Below are 19,793 nucleotides of genomic sequence, written 5' to 3'. Positions count from 1 at the left end.
ATCTATATATAAAAAAATACAATGGATTATGTCACAAAATCGTTAACAGACAGGGAGAAGCAGGGATAAGAGGCGTTTTGGGGAATCTGACTGGTTAAGGCCATAATGCAAAAAGGGCTAACCTTGCGGTTAGCCCTTTTTTAGAATGTGGTCGGCGAGAGAGGATTCGAACCTCCGACCCACTGGTCCCAAACCAGTTGCGCTACCAAGCTGCGCTACTCGCCGAATGCGGAGCGCATCTTACTGCTGAGGTGCGCCCCCGTCAATCCCTTATTTTCAAAAAGCCATTCAACTGGCGATATTCTCGCCAGACGAGCTACTGCGCGGCTTTGGAGGTGCCGTCAGGGAGTTTGCACCAGTTGTTATTTTCGTTAATACCGCCATCTGGTGAGGTGTAACCCAGACAACCTAAAATGGTGTCGTACAGCTCAACATGACGACGCGGCACCTTCATATCAGCCTCTTTCTTCAGTTGAGCAAACATCTTCGCTTTCTCCGGATCTTCCAGGTACTTGTCAGACATCCATACAATCATTGGCACGCGGAACTGCTCCGGCGGAGCCATCTTACGTGGTGTACCGTGCAGGTGCTCGAATTCATTGATGGATTCACCGTGGTCTGCTGCATAGAAGACAATGGCTTTCTTATCACGGACCTGGTCAATCACCGAATCAATAAAGTGATCCACATAGGTCACTGAGTTGTCGAAGGAGTTGATCAACTGCTCTTTAGAGCAGTCTTTATCCACACCGACGCACTCCGGCGTCCATTTGGCAAAGCTACGCGGGTAGCGCTGGGTGTAGTTAAAGTGCGACCCCTTGGTGTGCAAGATGATCATATGTTTACCATCGGGATTTCCGTTCAGAGACAGTTTCATCTCATCAATCAGCAGCATGTCATCGACAGGCTTACCACGGTTACGCGCCTCCGCACCAATCTGCTCGCGATAAGAAATGTTCTGCGCCATGGTGTTGCTGTAGAACCACATCTCGCTCTGCATCGCATAGAGGTCTGACGTAAACCCAAGCTGATGCAGTACCGAGAAGACATTTTGCTCTTTCAGGGTACGTTGTGGGTTATCGCTCGCCCCACCCTCGCGTACAAACATGCAGCGTAAGGAGAGCTTGGTGGCGGTGTCACAGGAATAACCGCGATAGGCAATCAGGTTTTTCTCCTGCGCCATTTTTGGTGTGGTATCGCGGTCATAGCCAAGAATACCCATATGATCCCAACGCGTGGTTTCCCCAATAATAAAGACGACATAGGTATCGTCGATATCTTTTGGCGCGACATAAGTGAATTTCTTCGCCGGGTTAATCAACGATTTATTATCAGAAGACTCATCCACCTGCGCCCACGCGTACAGCCCCAGCGCGGAGATCCAGTTAGACGGTAAATAAGAGTTGGCGACCACACCGCCGTAGCTTGGCAGATCAACGCCAGAGGTACGCTCATCATATTTCTGCTTCACTTCCAGCAGACGAATGGGACCCCAGACCATCAGACCGGCCAACAGAACTAATGCAACGCTTCTGAAACGTTTTCCAGGCGTGCGGATCTGGTGAACCAGCGTATACCGGCAACGGTTGCTCCAGATAAGGAGCAGCGGCAAGGCACTCACGGCCACCAGCCAGAGTACAAAATGCAGCCCAACAACTTCTTTAGAGAGATCGATGTCCGTGGTCATCACCGAGGCGATAATACCGTAGCCGATGACAACGTTCATAAAGGTCATGTAATAGCTGGCCCCTGCCGAGCACAGCACGATAAATGTCGCCAGCACTCGCCAGACACGGCGGCCAAACAGCGTAAGAATACGGAATAAAAAGAAGGTAACCAGTACAGCAGCGACCAATTCGACAACCGCTGCAATTCCTTTCCAGACGGTAAAATCTTGCGCGTATCCGTCGAACCGACGGAAAAACACTGCGCCATTCATAAACAGGCCGATGTACAACGCCAGCAAAAAGCAGAGCTTTTGTTGCGCCATCGATTTAATGTATTTCATGCAATCTACCCGGAAAAAGGGACAGTACCGCTGCCCACCTCAATATAAAAAGTGGACAGATTAGACATACGCTCAGGGGATCGTTCAGTGAAACGTCTACAAGCGTGGTAAGTAGACCACAGGGAAGGGAAAAAGTGGCAGCAGAGTGTGTGATCGGTACAGTTATTTACAAAAAAGCAGACTCAGAATCCGACAAATGCGTCTAAAGACAGTATTGTGCGATAAGAAAAAGGCCGGATGACCGGCCTTTTTCTTCGTTATCAGGCATGCGCTTCTTTAAAGACTTCCCGCTGCGGCTGACGAATCGTCGTAGACAGCGCCAGCGAAATGATCAGCAAGGCGAAGATCACGCAGAAGGTCACATAGAACCCACCGAACAGTGAGGCAATCAGCGAACCGCAGATACTGCCGATCCCGAAGCCAAGATAGATAACACCGTAGTTTTTCGCGAGATTGTTCAGACCAAAGAATTCGCTCACCAGTGACGGGAAGACCGTAATGGTGCCACCGAAGTTGAACGCGACGCAGGCAATCGCCGCGAAGAAGGTTGTTTCATTCAGAGGCGCGAACAGTAGCGCCGCCATGCCCACCAGCGAAACAACCTGGCCAATCGTAATCACACGGATACGGGCAATCTTGTCAGACAGAATACCCAGCACCAGACGCCCGGAAAGGTTGGCAATGGAGATCACAGTCACCGCATTCGCAGCCGTTGCCGCATCCAGTTTCACCATTCCCTGAGCGATATCTTTCGCCACACCGATGACATACAAACCACTCATGCAGGCCGTCAGGAACATCACCGCCAGCATCCAGTACTGTGGTTTACGCATAGATTGCGCCAGGGTGAAGTCGTTCTCTACCACACCGTTCACGGATTTAACCTCCTGCTGAGGCGCATCTTTCATCAGCGTAGCACCGAAGAGGATCATGACCAGAACGATAACCCCCCAGATCATGAAGGTTTTTTCGAGCCCAACGGAAGCCAGCAGATGAGAATCGATAAATTTAAAACCGAGGCTGCCCAGGCCATAAGAGCCGATGGCAAACGCAGAGATGAGGCCTTTACGTTCCGGGAACCACTTCACGCAGTTCGAGAGGGTCAACAGGTAGCCTGCACCATCTGCCAGCCCCACCAGCACGCCAGCACTCAGCCACAGCATCATCAGGTTGTTGGAATGCGCGGTCAGGAAAAAGCCCACGCCCAGCAGAATGCCGGAGGCCATGGTCACACGCTTAACACCAAAACGCTCCTGCAGCTTGCCCGCGACAGAAGACGAGAGCGCCAGGCCGAGACTCAGCAGGCCAAAAGAGAATGCAACCTGGCTGACAGGTGCGCCGAGTTTATCGGAAAGCGCACTGTTAAACAGGCTCCAGGTATAGACCGAACCCAGCGCAAACTGGGTGACGATGGTGCCAAAGAGCGTTAGCCAGCGCGTACGGTTATAAGTTGATGTGTTCATGGCAGTTGTCCAGCAAGAGAAATTAAGGAAGTTCGCTGAGGACAACGATAAACAAAACCTTAAAAGACCTGGGGTAAAACGGCATGAAATGCAGGAGGAATGGAATGAAATGCCTGGAATCAGGAATGAATGACCTTGTGGGGGAATGAAGCGATAGCGTGTTAGTACCTGCTATCGCTACAACCCCTGTGGTTGTTGTATTTGAGATGTTATCGTAACGTTTAAAAAAGTAACAACTCTAAAAATTCGCACTCACGCCCAGGGTGTACATAAATTCCTCACCGGTGGTGGCGCGTTCCCCCTGAGCGAGCGACGCATAGGCCGCTACATGCGTGTTAAACGGAATATCCGTACCGACGGTGACATCCATCCAGTTCCCGTTTTGCGCCGGGGCTGGCGTTTGTGGCATCCCAAACTGAGATTTCCACTGGTTTTCACCAAACTGCTGGTTATAGCTAATCTGCGCCCAGGGACGAAGATCGCCGTACTGGGTATTCACGCGCCAGCCAAGCGTGCTCACGCTGGCATGCCAGAGCGGGTCAGTGACTGACTGTGTCGACGCGCTATCACCAAATTCATTGACCATCATGGGGGCCGTGCCGTCATAACGCCACGCCACCACCGGGCCGGTGGTTATCTGGGCTGAAACGGGAAAATTCCAGCCCACGCTCATTGCCCCCTCTGTCGTACTGCCAGACGGTACATTCAGGGCAAGACCTGGCGCATTTTGTGAAGTCTGAATACGCTCAGCAAGAATATCCTCGTAACGCGGTTGGTGATCCGCGTCCCATGTATAGCGTTCCGCCGTATGATTTTGGGCGTCTGAAACGATATATTCCTGTTGCCAGGCAGACGCTGTATTACAAAAAAACAGGCAGGCTGAAATTCCCACCAGGCCAGAAGCAGCATGGCGACCACTGATTTTTTTTATCATCATCAACGCGACCCCAGAGAGAGCCGAATTCGGCGATATTTGTCGTTATTCAGGAAGAGCTTATAGAGCATATGGCCCTGTATTAACTATTGTCTTTATAGTAAACACGTCAAGCCAGTCTGGATGAAAATTTTGCGAAATCAGTATCATTAAGGGAGATGACAGATGGAACGTTGCGGTTGGGTAAGCCAGGATCAGCTTTATATCGACTATCACGACCAGGAATGGGGCGTGCCGGAGAAGGATGGTAAAAAACTCTTTGAGATGATCTGCCTGGAGGGCCAGCAGGCGGGGTTATCGTGGATTACGGTGCTCAAGAAACGCGAAAACTACCGCAATGCCTTCCACCAGTTTGATCCTGTCGCCGTCGCCGCCATGACTGATGAGGACGTGGAACGACTGGTGCAGGATGCCGGCATCATCCGCCATCGCGGTAAAATTCAGGCCATCATCGGCAATGCGCGCGCCTGGCTGGCGATGGAACAAAACGGCGAATCATTCTCAGACTTTGTCTGGTCATTTGTGAATAACGATCCGCAAATTACCCACGCTGCCACGCTGGCGGAGATCCCGGCATCGACACCCGAATCAGACGCACTCTCTAAGGCCCTGAAAAAACGCGGTTTTAAATTTGTCGGCTCCACCATCTGCTACGCCTTTATGCAGGCCTGTGGCCTGGTCAACGACCACGTTACCGGCTGCTTCTGTCATCCGGGAGGCCGTCATGATCCGCAAATGGCAAAATGAGAATACCGCGCCACTTCTGAGCCTATGGCTTGAAAGCACCACAGAATCGCATCCGTTTATCGAGGCGAGTTACTGGAAAGAGAACGAGGCGATGGTGCGGGACGTTTACCTGCCTTCGGCTGAAACCTGGGTCTGGGAACAGGATGGCGAACCTTGCGGATTTATCAGCGTGATGCAGTCTAAGTTTGTCGGGGCACTGTTTGTCGCACCGGCATACATCGGGAAAGGCATCGGGCAAGCGCTGCTGAACCATGTTCAACAGCGCTTCCCGTATTTAAGCCTGGAGGTGTACCAGAAAAATGTCCGGGCGGTGAATTTCTACCATGCTCAGGGCTTTCGCATTGAAGACAGCACCTGGCAGGATGACACCCAACATCCGACCTGGATCATGAGCTGGCAGGCGGATCAAACGCCGTTAAGGTAAGCTCGGGTCCCTCATACTTTTCGACCCATGCCAGTGCCGTATTCCCTGCACAACCATTCCCCAGCTTCGAGCTGGGGAGATCTTTGGTCAGTACATTAACCGCCCCGTTTTTACAGATACCGCCCTCGGCTGGCTCAAGATCTGGCCATGCCCCCTGGTGAATGCACAGCACACCCGGTTTAATCCCGTCACTGACCACCGCGCCGGCCAGCACCTGCCCCCGTTGGTTCCAGACGCGCACCACGTCACCGTCTGCAATCCCACGAGCTTGGGCATCAAGGGTATTCAACGTGATCGGTTCTCGCCCGGCGACCGCATACTGTTCGCGCAGCGAGGTATAGTTAAGCTGGCTGTGCAGGCGGTGTGCCGGGTGGGCAGACAACACCTGGAGCTGCTCCGGCTGGGCATTACCGTGCCATTCGTCCGGCTCGAGCCACGTAGGGTGCGGCGGGCAGTCGGCATACCCAAAGCTGTCAATGCGCTCGCTGTAGATGACAATCTTTCCGCTCTCGGTTCTCAGCGGGTGGTTCTCCGGGTCGCGGCGGAAGTCCCCGAAACGGACAAACTGCGCGTTCTGTTCGCTCTCCGGCATCTCGAATATCTGGTTCGCTTCCCAGAAATCAGTAAACGGTGGGAGTGTCACTCCCTGAGCGGCACCACGCTGGCTGGCTATCTGGTAGAACGTCTCAAGCCACTGCAGATCGGTTTTACCTTCGGTAAAACGCTCGCGGCCACCTGCTTCCCACAATTCGCTCAGTTCAGCAAACACCTCGAAATCATCGCGAGCTTCATCACGCGGGGGCACAACACGCTTCATTGGCACCATGTGCTGGTTGCTGTAGTCACCGGTCATGGTGAGATCGTTGCGCTCAAACGAGGTTGTCGCTGGCAGCACGATGTCGGCATGCTTAGCCGAGCCTGTCCAGAAGCACTCTGAGATCACCACCAGTTCCGGTTTCTGCCAGGCGCGGATCAGGCGATTGGTATCCTGATGATGCGTGAAGTTCGACCCGCCCGCCCACCAGACAAACTTAATATCCGGGAAGTGACGGTCCAGACCATTGTGCTGATAAAACCCACCCGGGTTTTCCAGGGCTTCAACAATACGCGCTACCGGGATTTTATCCACGGCATCCACGCCGCCCTGCACCGAGCCTTGCAGAGACGCCAGCACCGCCGCTTTACGCGTTGGGTTACCGCCGTTCGCAAAGTGATAGGAGAGACCAAAACCCCCGCCCGGCGTGCCGATCTGCCCAAGCATTGCGGCAAGCGTCACCAGCATCCAGTGTTTTTGCTCGCCAAACTGCTGGCGCTGCATTCCCCACCCGGACATTAACATCGTGGTATTTTTATGGAATAACGCCACCAGTTCGCGGATTTTCTCTGCAGGAACCCCGCAAATATTTGCTGCCCACTCTGCCGTTTTCGCTACCCCATCGGATTGGCCCGTCAGGTAGTCGGCGAATTTATCGAAGCCAGTGGTACAACGCGTCAGGAATTCAACATCGTGCCAGCCGTTTTCGACCAGCGTATGGGCGATACCCAGCATCATCGCCACGTCGGTGCCCATATGCGGGGCAATCCACTCAGCGCTGTCGCCGAAGAAATCCATGGTTTCAGAGCGCATCGGGTCAATACAGATGATGCGCTTGCCGCTTTTGCGCAGCGCGTCGAAATACCCAATACCCTGCTCGTCAGAGGCATTCCAGGCAATTTTCAGCGTATTGAGGGGGTTAGCGCTCCACAACACCACCACATCGGTATGCTCCAGCACCAGCGGCCAGCTGGTCTGTTGCTGATAAACTTCGTTTCCTCCCACCACGTACGGCATGATCGCCTGCGCCGCACCGGTGGAATAGTCGCCAAGATGACCGGTATAGCCTCCCGCCAGGCTCATATAACGCTGCAGCAACGTCGAGGCCTTGTGCAGCACACCGTTAGAACGCCAGCCGTAAGACCCTGCGAAAATGGACGACGGTCCCCAGGTATCACGGATGCGCTTATGCTGGGTGTGAATCAACGCCAGCGCCTCATCCCAGCTCACGCGCACAAACTCATCCTGACCACGCATTCCCTGAGGCTTATCCGGCGAGGCCAGAAAACCTTTACGCACCATCGGCCAGCGCACGCGCATTTTGCTATGCACCTGATCGCGAACGGCAGTCTGTAACGAGTTGGGATGTTGGGTTGGCAGTGCCCCGCGGGAGGACAGAACATTTTCGCCATCGGTTTCGACCAGCATCGGCCCCCAGTGGGCGGCGGTCAGAATGGTTTTCGTTGAGGTGCTCAAGCGTGCGCTCCTGGTTGCGTGCAGGTTTACCGCCTTCTGGTTGAGGCAGTTTATGGTTTGTCACAAATTTCAGAGTAATACCCGGAATTTTCTCCGTATCTGGACGTCATAATCAACTGCCACGCTCGCCGTGGCAAAGAATAAAAAGGATTAAGGAAATAAGATGAAAAAACACGTACTCGTTATTGCCGCTCTGGTGAGCGGTGCACTGGCTGTTTCTGGCTGCACAACTAACCCTTACACCGGTGAAAGCGAAGCGGGTAAATCCGGCATCGGTGCGGGTATCGGCTCGCTGGTAGGGGCTGGCGTTGGCGCCCTCTCCTCCTCCAAGAAAGACCGTGGTAAAGGCGCACTGATTGGTGCAGCGGCGGGGGCAGCATTGGGCGGTGGTGTCGGTTATTACATGGACGTGCAGGAAGCGAAACTGCGCGACAAAATGAAGGGAACCGGCGTGAGTGTGACGCGTAGTGGCGACAACATCATTCTGAACATGCCGAATAATGTTACCTTCGACAGCAGCAGCGCGACGCTGAAACCTGCGGGTGCGAACACCCTGACCGGTGTGGCAATGGTACTGAAAGAGTATAACAAGACCGCCGTGAACGTGATTGGCTACACCGACAGCACCGGTAGCCAGGATCTGAACATGCGTCTGTCTCAACAGCGTGCCGATTCCGTGGCCAGCTCGCTGATCACTCAGGGCGTTGAAGCGAACCGCATCCGCACCAGCGGAATGGGTCCTGCCAACCCTATCGCCAGCAACAGCACGGCGGAAGGCAAAGCTCAAAACCGCCGCGTTGAGATTACGTTAAGCCCTGTGCAGTAATCGCATTTCCCCCTCTCCCCGTGGGAGAGGGTCGAAGTGAGGGCATGAACCACTTGCCATCGTTGATTTTCCCGCTAAGGTATTCTCACTAAATTCAGGGAAATCAGCGATGAGCAAACCAGCCCGGGCCACCATCAGCGACGTGGCGAAAGCCGCCAAAACCGGTAAAACCAGCATTTCGCGCTATCTCAACGGCGAAAAGCACCTGCTATCCGATGCGCTGCTGGCTCGTATTGAACAGGCCATTGCCGATCTCGATTACCGCCCCAGTATCATGGCACGCGGGCTCAAACGGGGACGTACCCGTCTTATTGGGCTTATCATCGCCGATATCACCAACCCCTACTCCGTAAACGTGCTGAGCGGTATTGAAGCCGCCTGTCGCGAGAAAGGTTTTACGCCACTGGTCTGTAACACCAACAACGAAGTCGACCAGGAGCTGCATTATCTCGATCTGCTGCGTAGCTACCAGGTGGAAGGGATTGTGGTTAACGCCGTGGGTATGCGTGAAGAAGGTCTAAACCGCCTTCAACAATCGTCCCTGCCTATGGTCCTGATTGACCGTAAAATTCCTGAATTCGCCTGCGATGTCGTCGGACTGGATAACACCCAGGCCGCCACCACCGCCACCGAGCATCTGATCGAACAGGGTTTCGAAGCCATTCTATTTCTGAGTGAACCACTGGGGATGGTTAACACGCGTCGCGAGCGTCTGAGCGCATTTCGCGCCACTTTGGAACGTTATCCCGGCGTGATTGCCGAAAATGCCGAAACCCCACTACACGAAGCCGATCGACTCGACAATACCCTGCGCCAGTTCCACACCCGGCATCGTGGGATGCGCAAAGCCGTCATTTCCGCCAACGGGGCTCTGACGCTGCAAGTCGCCCGCTCGCTCAAACGCATTGGCCTGCACTGGGGCAGCGATATCGGTCTGCTGGGGTTCGATGAACTGGAGTGGGCAGAACTGGCGGGCGTCGGCATTACCACCCTCAAACAACCCACCTGGCAGATTGGCTATGCTGCTGTAGAACAAGTGGTTCGTCGTATTGAAGGCATCAGTGATACCGTACGCGAGCAGGTCTTTTCCGGCGAGCTGATCGTTCGCGGCTCCACCGCGCGTTAATTTTCCCTTGTGATACCGATCATAATTTCGACATCCTGATCTTTTCTTTGGAACCGGTTCCATCTAGCGTAATAACATTGATATGTTGCGATGGAGTCCGAAGATGGGCAGGAAAATCATGGTGGTCACCGCCGCGTACGGCGCGGAACAGGTACGACAGGCAGGCGGACAACGGGCAATGCTTCCCGTGATTGCGGGTGCAGGTGCCGACGGCGTGGAGATCCGCCGCGAGCTGTTCAACAGCGAAGAGTTACTGGCCCTGCCTGCGCTGGGTGAATCTATTGAACTGTTGGGCCTGCTGGCATGTTACTCCGCCCCCGCCGCCCTGTTTATGCCCGACGGCACCCTCAACCCGGACCTGCCCCGCTATCTCTCCGAGGCCAGCACCCTGAATGCGCTGTGGCTGAAAGTTTCCCTCGGGTATTTCAGCGACACCCAGCCGCTTGAAGCCCTGCGGAACCTGCTGAATAAAAGCGGCATGGCGCTGGTGGTTGAAAACGACCAGACCGACTGCGGCCAGCTTGCGCCAATGCAGCGCTTTAAAGCTGCCTGCCGGGAGATGGCACTTCCCGTGACACTGACCTTCGATATGGGTAACTGGCTATGGGTCGGCGATTCCCCTGAAGAAGCCGCCCGTCATCTGGCCCCTGCCGTGAGCTACATTCACGTTAAAGCCGCCGTACCCCATAAGGATAATTTCCGCGCTGTGGCACCGGATCGTGCCGATGCACGCTGGCTGGATCTGCTCTGCCAGCTGCCCGCCGATGCCTCACGGGGTATCGAGTTTCCGCTGGAAGGGACGGATTTAACCGCCGTCACCCGCCATTACGTCAACCTGCTGCGCGAGGAGTAAACCATGCACAAGACGCTGGATGTCATCACGATCGGCGAGGCCATGGCGATGTTTGTCGCTACCGAAACCGGCGAGCTGAGAGCGGTAGAGCACTTTATCAAGCGCGTCGCAGGCGCAGAGCTGAACGTCGCAACCGGTCTGGCACGCCTTGCCCTGAACGTGGGCTGGGTCAGCCGCGTGGGGGATGATAGCTTTGGTCATTTCGTTCTCGATTCGCTGAAAAAAGAAGGGATTGATTCGGCAGGCGTGACGCGCGACGGACGCTTCGCGACCGGTTTTCAGCTTAAATCTAAAGTCGAAAATGGAACCGATCCCATTGTGGAGTATTTCCGTAAAGGGTCGGCGGCAAGCCATCTCTCAGTGGAAGATTACCACGCTGACTATTTTGCCTCTGCACGCCATCTGCACCTGAGTGGTGTGGCGGCAGCGCTCTCTGCCAGCTCATACGCATTGCTGGATCATGCTGCATCTACCATGAAGGCACAGGGCAAAACGATCTCTTTCGATCCTAACCTGCGGCCGGTGCTGTGGAAAAGTGAAGCGGAAATGGTGGAGAAACTTAACCATCTGGCATTCCAGGCTGACTGGGTTCTGCCGGGAGTGAAAGAGGGGATGATCCTCACCGGCGAAAGCACGCCAGAAGGCATCGCCGACTTCTACCTGAATAAAGGCGTAAAAGCAGTTGTGTTGAAGACCGGTGCCGATGGCGCATGGTTTAAAACCGCCGAAGGTGAACAAGGCGCGGTCGCTGCGGTAAAAGTTGAAAACGTGGTCGACACCGTCGGCGCGGGCGATGGCTTTGCCGTGGGAGTCATTAGCGCTCTGCTGGAAGGCAAACCACTGCAGCAAGCCGTCGCGCGGGGCAACAGGATAGGTTCGCTGGCTATTCAGGTGCAAGGCGACAGTGAAGGATTACCAACCCGAGCAGAGCTTAACGAATAAACATACCTTCACCCAACAAAACAAACCACCGTGTACCCTACAGACAACGGCGGTAACAACCTCAACAACAGAGGCAAGCCTATGAACAGTTCGACCAATGCAGTAAAACGCTGGTGGTACATCATGCCAATCGTGTTTATCACGTATAGCCTGGCGTACCTTGATCGTGCCAACTTCAGTTTCGCGTCCGCGGCGGGGATCACCGAAGACCTCGGGATCACCAAAGGTATCTCCTCCCTGCTGGGTGCTCTTTTCTTCCTGGGTTATTTCTTCTTCCAGATCCCCGGTGCTATCTATGCCGAACGCCGCAGCGTGCGTAAGCTGATCTTTATCTGCCTGATCCTGTGGGGTGCCTGCGCGTCACTGACCGGCGTGGTGAACAATATTCCAGCCCTGGCCGCTATTCGCTTTATTCTCGGCGTCGTTGAGGCAGCCGTCATGCCGGCGATGCTGATCTACATCAGCAACTGGTTTACCAAATCTGAACGCTCGCGGGCGAACACGTTCCTGATCCTCGGTAACCCGGTCACGGTACTGTGGATGTCGGTGGTTTCCGGCTACCTGATCCAGTCCTTCGGCTGGCGCGAAATGTTTATCATCGAAGGGGTACCCGCGGTTATCTGGGCATTCTGTTGGTGGGTGCTGGTGAAAGATAAGCCAGCTCAGGCGAAGTGGCTTTCCGAAGACGAAAAAGCGGCGCTGCAGGCACAGCTGGATAAAGAGCAACAAGGTCTGAAGGCTGTACGTAACTACGGCGAAGCCTTCCGCTCCCGTAACGTGATCCTGCTTTGTGCACAGTATTTTACCTGGAGCATCGGCGTGTACGGCTTTGTGCTGTGGCTGCCGTCGATTATCCGCAGCGGAGGCGAGAACCTCGGCATGGTAGAAGTGGGCTGGCTCTCTTCTGTACCGTATCTGGCGGCGACCATTGCCATGATCGTCGCCTCCTGGGCGTCGGACAAGCTGCAGAACCGCAAGCTGTTTGTCTGGCCACTGCTGCTGATCGCTGCCTTTGCTTTCATTGGCTCCTGGGCTGTAGGTGCGAATCACTTCTGGGCCTCTTACGCCCTGTTGGTCATTGCCGGTGCCGCCATGTACGCCCCGTACGGTCCGTTCTTTGCCATCATCCCGGAAATGCTACCGCGTAATGTGGCGGGTGGCGCAATGGCGCTGATTAACAGTATGGGCGCGCTGGGTTCGTTCTGCGGCTCCTGGTTTGTCGGATACCTGAACGGTGCCACCGGCAGTCCGTCAGCGTCGTACATCTTTATGGGGGTAGCGCTTTTCGCCTCCGTGTGGCTTACTCTGATTGTTAAGCCTGCTAACAATCAACAACACCCCGTCGGCGCACGCCACGCCTGAATCCTTAAAAATCAACGGAGATTAGCATGAAGCCGTCCGTCATTTTGTATAAAGCCCTGCCGGAAGATCTGCAGAAACGTCTTGAAGAATACTTCACCGTCACGCAGGTGAAGAACCTGAGCCCCGAGACCGTGGCACAGCACGCCGAAGCGTTCGCCAGCGCTGAAGGTCTGCTGGGTTCAAGCGAAAAAGTGGATGTCACCCTGCTGGAAAAAATGCCGAAGCTTCGTGCTACCTCTACCGTTTCAGTGGGTTATGACAACTTCGATGTGGATGCCCTTAACGCCCGCAAGATCCTGCTGATGCACACGCCACATGCCCTGACAGAAACCGTGGCCGACACGCTGATGGCGCTCATACTGAGCACCGCCCGACGCGTGGTGGAAGTGGCTGAACGCGTCAAAGCGGGCGAATGGACAAAGAGCATTGGTCCGGACTGGTTCGGTGTGGATGTTCACGGCAAAACTCTGGGTATTGTTGGTATGGGGCGTATCGGGCTGGCACTGGCGCAACGCGCGCATTTTGGTTTTAACATGCCGATTCTGTACAACGCGCGCCGTCATCACACTGAAGCTGAAGAGCGCTTTAACGCACGCTATTGTGAGCTGGGTACTTTGCTGCAGGAAGCCGATTACGTTTGCCTGATCCTGCCGCTGTCGGAAGAAACACATCATCTGATTGGCAAAGATGAATTCGCGAAGATGAAGAAATCAGCCATTTTCATCAACGCGGGTCGTGGCCCGGTGGTGGATGAGAAGGCGCTGATTGAAGCCCTGCAAAACGGTGAGATCCATGCCGCAGGCCTGGATGTATTTGAACAGGAACCGCTGCCGGTGGATTCTCCACTGCTTTCGCTGCCTAACGTAGTTGCCCTGCCCCACATCGGCTCAGCCACCCATGAGACGCGCTACAATATGGCGGCCACGGCGGTAGATAACCTGATCGCCGCACTCAATGGAAAAGTGGAGCTAAACTGCGTCAACCCGCAGGTACAACAGTAGAAACAAGCACAACTTTATAGTACGACCGAAAGATCGTATTGCGTGGACATACTTCAAATGTTGCTATCTGATGAGCAAGAATTTTTAGATTATATCACTGAGTATTACAGTGACCGTAAATGTCCAGAAAATAAAGTATGTACCTTCCAGGTACATTTCAATCTCTCATCAGAAGATCTTGAGGATATGCTACCTGATATTTTCACTCGGTATAGAATTGAGTGCAGCAACATTGTTAGGAACCGTTACTTTGGACCAGAGCTTTTTGGTTTCGATTCAGGATAAGAAAAAAATTTTTTGACAGGAAATATAAACTGCCAACGTTTTAAATGGTTATTGAATCGGTCAAAGCCAGGCGTTGGCTGTATGACTAAGGGGCTAAACGCCCCTTAGTATTTTTATGCAGACTGGTGTTCATTTTGCTATGCTTGTTTCTTTTCATTCCAGGCATCAGAATGCAATATATTACCATCTTTATAGAGATGAGTGATTTTTTCATAGCTTAAAGCAACATCTTCCATATGCCCCGTACCTGTTACATTGCGTGTATCATGCATAACTGGACTAACACTAACCACTTTTACTCCTTCTAATGTGATTGTGTAATATTCTTCCTCCTGACCACTATAATTGATTCTATAGAATTTAAATTCAGCACTTTGCAGTGTTTGACCGGTAGCTGCGGCTTTAAATAAGTACGGAGAGGAACTATCAAGCTCTTTAGTAAAATTAAACGGATAATGCTGACGTGTTCCTGTAACTTTTCCTGTTAAATGATCAGTAGGGATTCTTAAACTATGCTGTAGGCTTCTTAGCTCTATACTGCCATCTCGCCCCTGAACATCACAGGAACCCATGATCTGAGATCCTCCATCATCTTTTAAAATTAAATGTACTGGTACAGCCATTTTGATGCTCCTTGCTATTACTCATATAACCATTTCCCGGCTTTAGCCGATTCAGCAAACATTCTTACAGTTAGAGGTTTAGAAATTTGCTTTACTGGTTTATTCGTAAACCATTTTCTAAAGAACCAGGTTCGAAACCACGGATAGTATTTCTGATAATTCATTACTGAAATATCGACATTAAATACAGTATCGTATTTATCTATACAATAAATTAAATCATCATCAGCAGCATAATCTTGTAAGATATCATCTAACTCTAAAGGAATTAGTTTCCCTGTGAATGTACCCACTACAGGTAATTCATTACGGAAAAAGTCTAAGACTTCTTGCTCACTTACCATATACGATCTTTCTCATGCGCAATAGTGTTATAATCACGAACAGTTTTATAAACTATCTGACTGATATCACTCGCTACTATAACCCAACCAACGACAGGCAAACCACGTCCTACAAAAGCACCCAGGTTAGTTACATATTTAGGTTTTAGTGTTGTTATACTCGCTTCTGTAAGGGTAGGAAGTCTTACAGGTAATTCAACATTAAGAAGTTGGCGTAGATATTTTGAAGCTATAGAAGTACCTGCTGTAGTTCCATATGGTTTACCCCTGGTTTTTAATAGTGGTAGACCTAGAATGATACAGCTCATAGACACAATATCTTTAATTCCTCCAAACTGGTCATTAATCTTATCTAGTAATATCCAGAAAAATAATTCACCTGCTGATATATTGCATACTCCATGATAAAAATAAGTTCCATTTAGCTCTTCTACTGTATCCATCAGTAACCCTGTTTTTCATGCATGTACTGATCACTAATCGTACAATGCGTGACAAAAAAGAGGAAGCGTGTTTTACAGGAAAGCACTTAAAATCAAAAGAATGGCTGTCGACCATGAACTATAAGGTTGAATCAACAAACTCAGATAGATTACGGGAGGCTGCCACTATGGCTACGATCCCAACCTCAATTCACCCGTTATTTACCGTTCCCTTCAAACACAAAACCGGCCTCACGGAACTGACGGAACTGACGGAACTGACGGAACTGACGGAACTGACGGAACCTGTACCGGAATATTTAAGAGAGAACCAGACGAAGGAAGCAATGAACTGCTCAGCTAACGCAAAAAGCAAAAACCCGCCAGAAGGCGGGTTTTTAAATTCTTTGCTACTGGGTTGGAAGCTTACAGGCTTACAACGTTACCAGCTGCTGGGCCTTTAGCGCCGCTTTCGATGGTGAAGGACACTTTCTGACCTTCGTCCAGAGATTTGTAGCCATCGTTCTGGATAGCAGAGAAGTGTACGAACACGTCTTTAGAGCCATCGTCAGGAGTGATGAAGCCGAAACCTTTATCAGCGTTGAACCATTTTACCAGACCAGTCATTTTAGCAGACATAGAAATTACCTTATTAACAAATATATTGTGCCTTCCGGCTTGATGGGTTGCGTTACAGATTTTTAAGCGATGAAGGAAGGGTCACTACGAAGGGTATCTATGGATAACAATCTGGACTGCTTTACTAAACTGCTTTAGGTCTGTGTAACAAACCGACGCGAACAGTTATACCGATGTGCCAGAGGAATGACAAGCGTTATTTTAATCAGGAATAAAAAAACCCCGCCTGAGGCGGGGTTTTTCAGTTTATTCTGTGGCGGTGACCGCTGCAGTCCACGCCTGACTAAAGGCCTGATGCTGGGAGGCCAGCGGCCCAATCAGCGTATTGTACTGACTTGCCTGCTGCGAGGTCGGGAACTGAATACCGTTGGCGACAAAGCTCACCTGCGTATCCTGCTGGGAGATGAAATCACCCACCTGAACCAACTGCTGCGTGAAAATTTGTGCGGCCGGAATCAACGGCTGCAACGCTTCAGAAGGTTTCGTCACCACTTTCTCATACACTTTGTCGAAAACAGGTTTGAGATCGTCGCCCTGCTTCAGCGCTGAACGTGACGCATCAGCCTGCATTTTCGCATTCTGCAGTTGCTGGCTCAGCACGCCGAGTGCACCGTTGGACTGACGCAGCGGTTCGCGCTGGGTCATATAATCCTGTGGCACGCGGATGGTGTTCACGCTATCCACCACCGGACGAATACCGGAATCCATCGCCTGGCTCACCTGCTGTGAATAACCATAAAGAATGGCGTAATCGGACACGAAGGGACCAAACTGTTTTTTCTGATCCGCAGTCAGCGTCGGCAACCGCTCGCCGCTGCGCATCACTGTATTCTGCAGAAAATCGATAAACGCTTTGCGCTGATCGCCTTCTTTATCAAAACACCCACTCAGGCTAACAACCATCAATAACGCCGCAATAGGCGCAAACCAGCGAGAGCAGGACTTTCCTGTCGCCATTTTATTACTCCTTTCACCCAAAAAAGCGCACACCGGCACACGCGTGCCCGACGCTGACAAGGATAGTCCAGGTCAGCCTTGCAAGATACTCTTTTCATACAAAACGGCTATTGCCGATTTATTTCTTACCCTTTACAAAAAATACCTGACGACGCCGACATATGAGTAATCAGGTAATTAGCATAACTATCCATATCGTTGAGACGGGTAAAGCGATCTTTCCGCACGATTAATCACAACCATGACGATCCCTCGTTTGTATTAGGGACTATCCTTAATTGGCTCTCTGATGTTCTTGATCCCGATGTGTGATTTAAGAGGAGTTCTCAATGGAATATAAAGATCCTGAGTTTGAGCTGCTGAGCAGTCTGGAACAAATCATTTTTAAAGATGTACCGCAGACGATTACCCTGCAACAAAAGTCCAATCCCTTTACAGAATATGAGCAATTGCGCAAAGGGACAGGGCTGAAAACCGAAGAATTCGCCAGAGCAATGGGTGTCAGCGTGGCTATGGTTCAGGAGTGGGAGTCAAAACGTGAAAAACCCACACCAACCGAGTTAAAGCTGATGCGCCTGATTCAGGCCAACCCTGCATTCAGCAAACAGATAGCGTAATAACGTTCGAATGCCCCCGCCTGTGCGGGGGCTTGTGTTTAAAGACTTTCACAGCGCCACCCCTCCTCTTCCCACACCAGTTCATGCGTCAACGTTAACCCCCTTAAAAATGCCTCATCGTGTGACACCACCAGCAGAGCTCCGGGGAAACCCACCAGTGCCGATTCAATTGCCTGGACTGATGCCAGATCCAGATGATTGGTCGGTTCATCCAGCAGCAGGAGTTGCGTGGCCTCCGCACGCCACAGCACGCAGGCCAGGGCAGCCTTAAGACGCTCACCGCCGCTCAACTCTACCAGCGGGAGCGTGACCTTGTCGGCACCCAGTTGAAGCTGGGCTAAACGGGTTCGTAACACGCCCTCATCCAGCGGTGTATTAGCCAGATTGAGATGCGTCATGACCGACTGTGAAAGATCAAGCTGAGACAGATGCTGGTCGAGATAAGCACAACTTACAGATAGCTTACAGGCACCCGAACGCGGGGCATTTTCACCGAGGATCGTTTTAAACAGTGTCGACTTTCCGCAGCCGTTCGGTCCCTTTAACGCCACGCGCATCGGCCCAGCCATCCGCCAGTTGAGCGGTGGGATATTCACATGCGGCAACACCAAATCCTCCAGAACCAGCACCTGCTTCCCTTCGGGGATCTGGCTTCCAGGCAAGGTAAACATCACCGGATTATCCGCTTCAACCCGTTCGCGAGCCTTGTTCACCGCTGCATTCAGCGCTTCATTTTGATCGCTGTGCTGTTTTTTCCAGGAACCAATACGCTCTTTTGCCGCCATTTTGTATTTGATGCGTTCAAACGAGGCGATATTGAGAGTATCAACGGTCCGCAATGTCTTTGCTGAGCGTCGCTGGCTGTCGTCATGCTCTTTTTGCATGCGCGCTCGGGTGCGTTTTCGCTCCGTCGCTGCATGTTCCAGCGCCGCACGAGCCGCCTGCTGTTCGAAATCCCGCTGATGGGTATAGTCCGCGTAATTCCCACCGTAGCTGCGCAAACCAGAAGCGCTCAGTTCAAGAATACGTGGCACCTTCTCCAGCAGTTCGCGATCGTGGGAAGCCACCAGCACGCCGCCCTGATAGCAGGCAAGCTGGTCGTAAAACCACGTCCGGCCTTGTCGATCAAGATGGTTGGTGGGCTCGTCCAGCAACAGATAATCTGCTTGTGCCGTGAATGCGCCGCACAGCAGGGCGCGAATGCGCTCACCGCCACTGAATTCGCTGGCCATTTTATCGGGGTCAAACGGTGGCAGTTTCGCATGGATAAACGCCTCGCTCAGGCGTTCTGCTAAATCCCAGTTCCCGTCGAGCATTTCCAGATCTTCAGACTGATAGTCCCCGCTGTCGATACGCGACCGCGCCGCGAAGATTGCCTCGTATCCGAGCAGCTCAGCCAGCGTAGTGTGCGGCAAAATATCCTGCTGCTGAGCCACATAGACGTGTGTTCCTGTGCGTTCGATATGCCCGCTTGCAGGCTCATCAAGCCCTGCAAGCAAGCGCAGCAGACGCGTTTTCCCGCTGCCGTTCCGGCCAACCAGCGCGCAAAGAGACGGTTCCAGAGAAAAATTCAGCGGACCAAAAAGGGTATCGCCCGTCGCAAACTGACAGGTGACCTGATGCAAAATAAAAGAAGGGGACTGCGCAAAATGAGCCATAAGCACTCCTGAATGAAATCAAAACATCCCCTGCCGACGCGGTGGCGTTTAGCAAGGATCGAAATTCATCAGTCGTGTTTGTTCATTTTTGGGGGGCGCTCCAGCGCGAGAAAGTTAACGGGATAAGGATAGCGGTAATGTGTTGACCATTTCAAGGTTAAATTTTGGACTATTCATACTCCCTCTCCCTTTGGGTGTACAGTCTGGGGACATGGTAGACAGGTGTTCGGGGACATAGTGAACACTTTTTAACATCCTTTACCCATGGTGAT

20 protein-coding genes and 1 tRNA gene are annotated in these 19,793 nt (G+C 52.3%); 10 read left to right on the top strand and 11 right to left on the bottom strand.

What is annotated here, in order from left to right; translation table 11 throughout:
• Positions 1-148: 148 nt before the first annotated feature.
• The 4 genes from V6E55_RS22625 to V6E55_RS22610 form a co-directional block, all read right to left on the bottom strand.
• Positions 149-225: transfer RNA gene (locus tag V6E55_RS22625), tRNA-Pro, on the bottom strand.
• A 91-nt stretch (positions 226-316) separates the two neighbouring features.
• Complete coding sequence (gene eptB, locus V6E55_RS22620) at positions 317-2,008, bottom strand: kdo(2)-lipid A phosphoethanolamine 7''-transferase (RefSeq protein WP_114978907.1); 1,692 nt, start codon at positions 2,006-2,008, stop codon at positions 317-319.
• A 260-nt stretch (positions 2,009-2,268) separates the two neighbouring features.
• Entirely contained in the window at positions 2,269-3,471 is a 1,203-nt protein-coding gene (locus V6E55_RS22615; RefSeq protein WP_114978908.1) for an L-lactate MFS transporter, read from the bottom strand.
• Positions 3,472-3,709: 238 nt separating this feature from the next.
• Entirely contained in the window at positions 3,710-4,408 is a 699-nt protein-coding gene (locus V6E55_RS22610) for an autotransporter domain-containing protein (RefSeq protein ID WP_316943963.1), read from the bottom strand.
• A gap of 162 nt (positions 4,409-4,570) precedes the next feature.
• On the opposite strand from V6E55_RS22610, the gene tag reads away from it, so the two are divergent.
• Together tag and V6E55_RS22600 are read left to right on the top strand one after the other, a co-directional pair.
• Entirely contained in the window at positions 4,571-5,152 is a 582-nt protein-coding gene (gene tag, locus V6E55_RS22605) for a DNA-3-methyladenine glycosylase I (RefSeq protein ID WP_114978910.1), read from the top strand.
• Positions 5,130-5,576, top strand: a complete 447-nt coding sequence (locus tag V6E55_RS22600; RefSeq protein ID WP_316943962.1) for an N-acetyltransferase — start codon at positions 5,130-5,132, stop codon at positions 5,574-5,576. The genes tag and V6E55_RS22600 overlap by 23 nt, the downstream gene beginning before the upstream one ends.
• Here the strand turns inward: V6E55_RS22600 and V6E55_RS22595 are convergent.
• Positions 5,539-7,818, bottom strand: a complete 2,280-nt coding sequence (locus tag V6E55_RS22595; protein WP_316943964.1) for a molybdopterin guanine dinucleotide-containing S/N-oxide reductase — start codon at positions 7,816-7,818, stop codon at positions 5,539-5,541. The genes V6E55_RS22600 and V6E55_RS22595 overlap by 38 nt on opposite strands.
• A 211-nt stretch (positions 7,819-8,029) precedes the next feature.
• On the opposite strand from V6E55_RS22595, the gene V6E55_RS22590 reads away from it, so the two are divergent.
• The 6 genes from V6E55_RS22590 (at position 8,030) to ghrB (ending at position 13,976) form a co-directional block, all read left to right on the top strand.
• On the top strand, positions 8,030-8,692 hold the full coding sequence (locus V6E55_RS22590; protein WP_114978913.1) for an OmpA family lipoprotein: 663 nt from the start codon (positions 8,030-8,032) through the stop codon (positions 8,690-8,692).
• A gap of 109 nt (positions 8,693-8,801) precedes the next feature.
• On the top strand, positions 8,802-9,818 hold the full coding sequence (locus V6E55_RS22585; protein ID WP_114978914.1) for a LacI family DNA-binding transcriptional regulator: 1,017 nt from the start codon (positions 8,802-8,804) through the stop codon (positions 9,816-9,818).
• 103 nt (positions 9,819-9,921) lie between these two features.
• Positions 9,922-10,671 (top strand): sugar phosphate isomerase/epimerase family protein, encoded by a 750-nt coding sequence (locus V6E55_RS22580; protein ID WP_316943961.1) that lies wholly within the window; start codon positions 9,922-9,924, stop codon positions 10,669-10,671.
• A 3-nt stretch (positions 10,672-10,674) separates the two neighbouring features.
• Positions 10,675-11,613, top strand: coding sequence for a sugar kinase (locus V6E55_RS22575; RefSeq protein ID WP_316943960.1), 939 nt, complete (start codon positions 10,675-10,677; stop codon positions 11,611-11,613).
• A gap of 81 nt (positions 11,614-11,694) precedes the next feature.
• Entirely contained in the window at positions 11,695-12,975 is a 1,281-nt protein-coding gene (locus tag V6E55_RS22570) for an MFS transporter (protein WP_028018263.1), read from the top strand.
• A 26-nt stretch (positions 12,976-13,001) separates the two neighbouring features.
• Positions 13,002-13,976, top strand: a complete 975-nt coding sequence (ghrB, locus tag V6E55_RS22565; RefSeq protein ID WP_316943959.1) for a glyoxylate/hydroxypyruvate reductase GhrB — start codon at positions 13,002-13,004, stop codon at positions 13,974-13,976.
• Between the two features lie 422 nt (positions 13,977-14,398).
• Here the strand turns inward: ghrB and tssD are convergent, their stop codons facing one another.
• The 3 genes from tssD to V6E55_RS22545 are packed head-to-tail and all read right to left on the bottom strand — an operon-like array spanning position 14,399 to position 15,671.
• Entirely contained in the window at positions 14,399-14,884 is a 486-nt protein-coding gene (tssD, locus tag V6E55_RS22555) for a type VI secretion system tube protein TssD (protein ID WP_114978918.1), read from the bottom strand.
• A 17-nt stretch (positions 14,885-14,901) separates the two neighbouring features.
• Positions 14,902-15,228: a DUF1493 family protein gene (locus tag V6E55_RS22550; RefSeq protein WP_316943957.1), complete on the bottom strand. Its 327-nt coding sequence runs from the start codon at positions 15,226-15,228 to the stop codon at positions 14,902-14,904.
• The gene (locus V6E55_RS22545) at positions 15,222-15,671 is read right to left on the bottom strand and encodes an STM2901 family protein (protein ID WP_316943956.1); all 450 of its coding nucleotides are present in this window, start codon (positions 15,669-15,671) and stop codon (positions 15,222-15,224) included. The genes V6E55_RS22550 and V6E55_RS22545 overlap by 7 nt, the downstream gene beginning before the upstream one ends.
• A 17-nt stretch (positions 15,672-15,688) precedes the next feature.
• Here V6E55_RS22545 and V6E55_RS22540 point away from each other — a divergent pair, with 17 nt between their 5' ends.
• Positions 15,689-16,114: a hypothetical protein gene (locus V6E55_RS22540; RefSeq protein WP_316943954.1), complete on the top strand. Its 426-nt coding sequence runs from the start codon at positions 15,689-15,691 to the stop codon at positions 16,112-16,114.
• Here V6E55_RS22540 and cspE read toward each other — a convergent pair.
• Together cspE and V6E55_RS22530 are read right to left on the bottom strand one after the other, a co-directional pair.
• Entirely contained in the window at positions 16,077-16,289 is a 213-nt protein-coding gene (gene cspE / locus V6E55_RS22535) for a transcription antiterminator/RNA stability regulator CspE (RefSeq protein ID WP_003860775.1), read from the bottom strand. The genes V6E55_RS22540 and cspE overlap by 38 nt on opposite strands.
• A gap of 246 nt (positions 16,290-16,535) precedes the next feature.
• A complete protein-coding gene (locus V6E55_RS22530; protein ID WP_316943953.1) occupies positions 16,536-17,246 on the bottom strand; it encodes a DUF3053 domain-containing protein in 711 nt (236 codons plus the stop codon).
• A 329-nt stretch (positions 17,247-17,575) separates the two neighbouring features.
• On the opposite strand from V6E55_RS22530, the gene V6E55_RS22525 reads away from it, so the two are divergent.
• Positions 17,576-17,863, top strand: a complete 288-nt coding sequence (locus V6E55_RS22525) for an HTH-type transcriptional regulator (RefSeq protein ID WP_114978922.1) — start codon at positions 17,576-17,578, stop codon at positions 17,861-17,863.
• A gap of 38 nt (positions 17,864-17,901) precedes the next feature.
• Here the strand turns inward: V6E55_RS22525 and V6E55_RS22520 are convergent, their stop codons facing one another.
• Positions 17,902-19,521 (bottom strand): ABC-F family ATP-binding cassette domain-containing protein, encoded by a 1,620-nt coding sequence (locus tag V6E55_RS22520; protein WP_316943952.1) that lies wholly within the window; start codon positions 19,519-19,521, stop codon positions 17,902-17,904.
• Positions 19,522-19,793 lie beyond the last annotated feature (272 nt).

The sequence above is a fragment of the Enterobacter sp. 342 genome, from assembly GCF_036663495.1.
Classification (GTDB): Bacteria; Pseudomonadota; Gammaproteobacteria; order Enterobacterales; family Enterobacteriaceae; genus Enterobacter.
The sequence above is the reverse complement of the archived record's forward strand: the minus strand, read 5'-3'. Positions and strand labels throughout refer to the sequence as shown.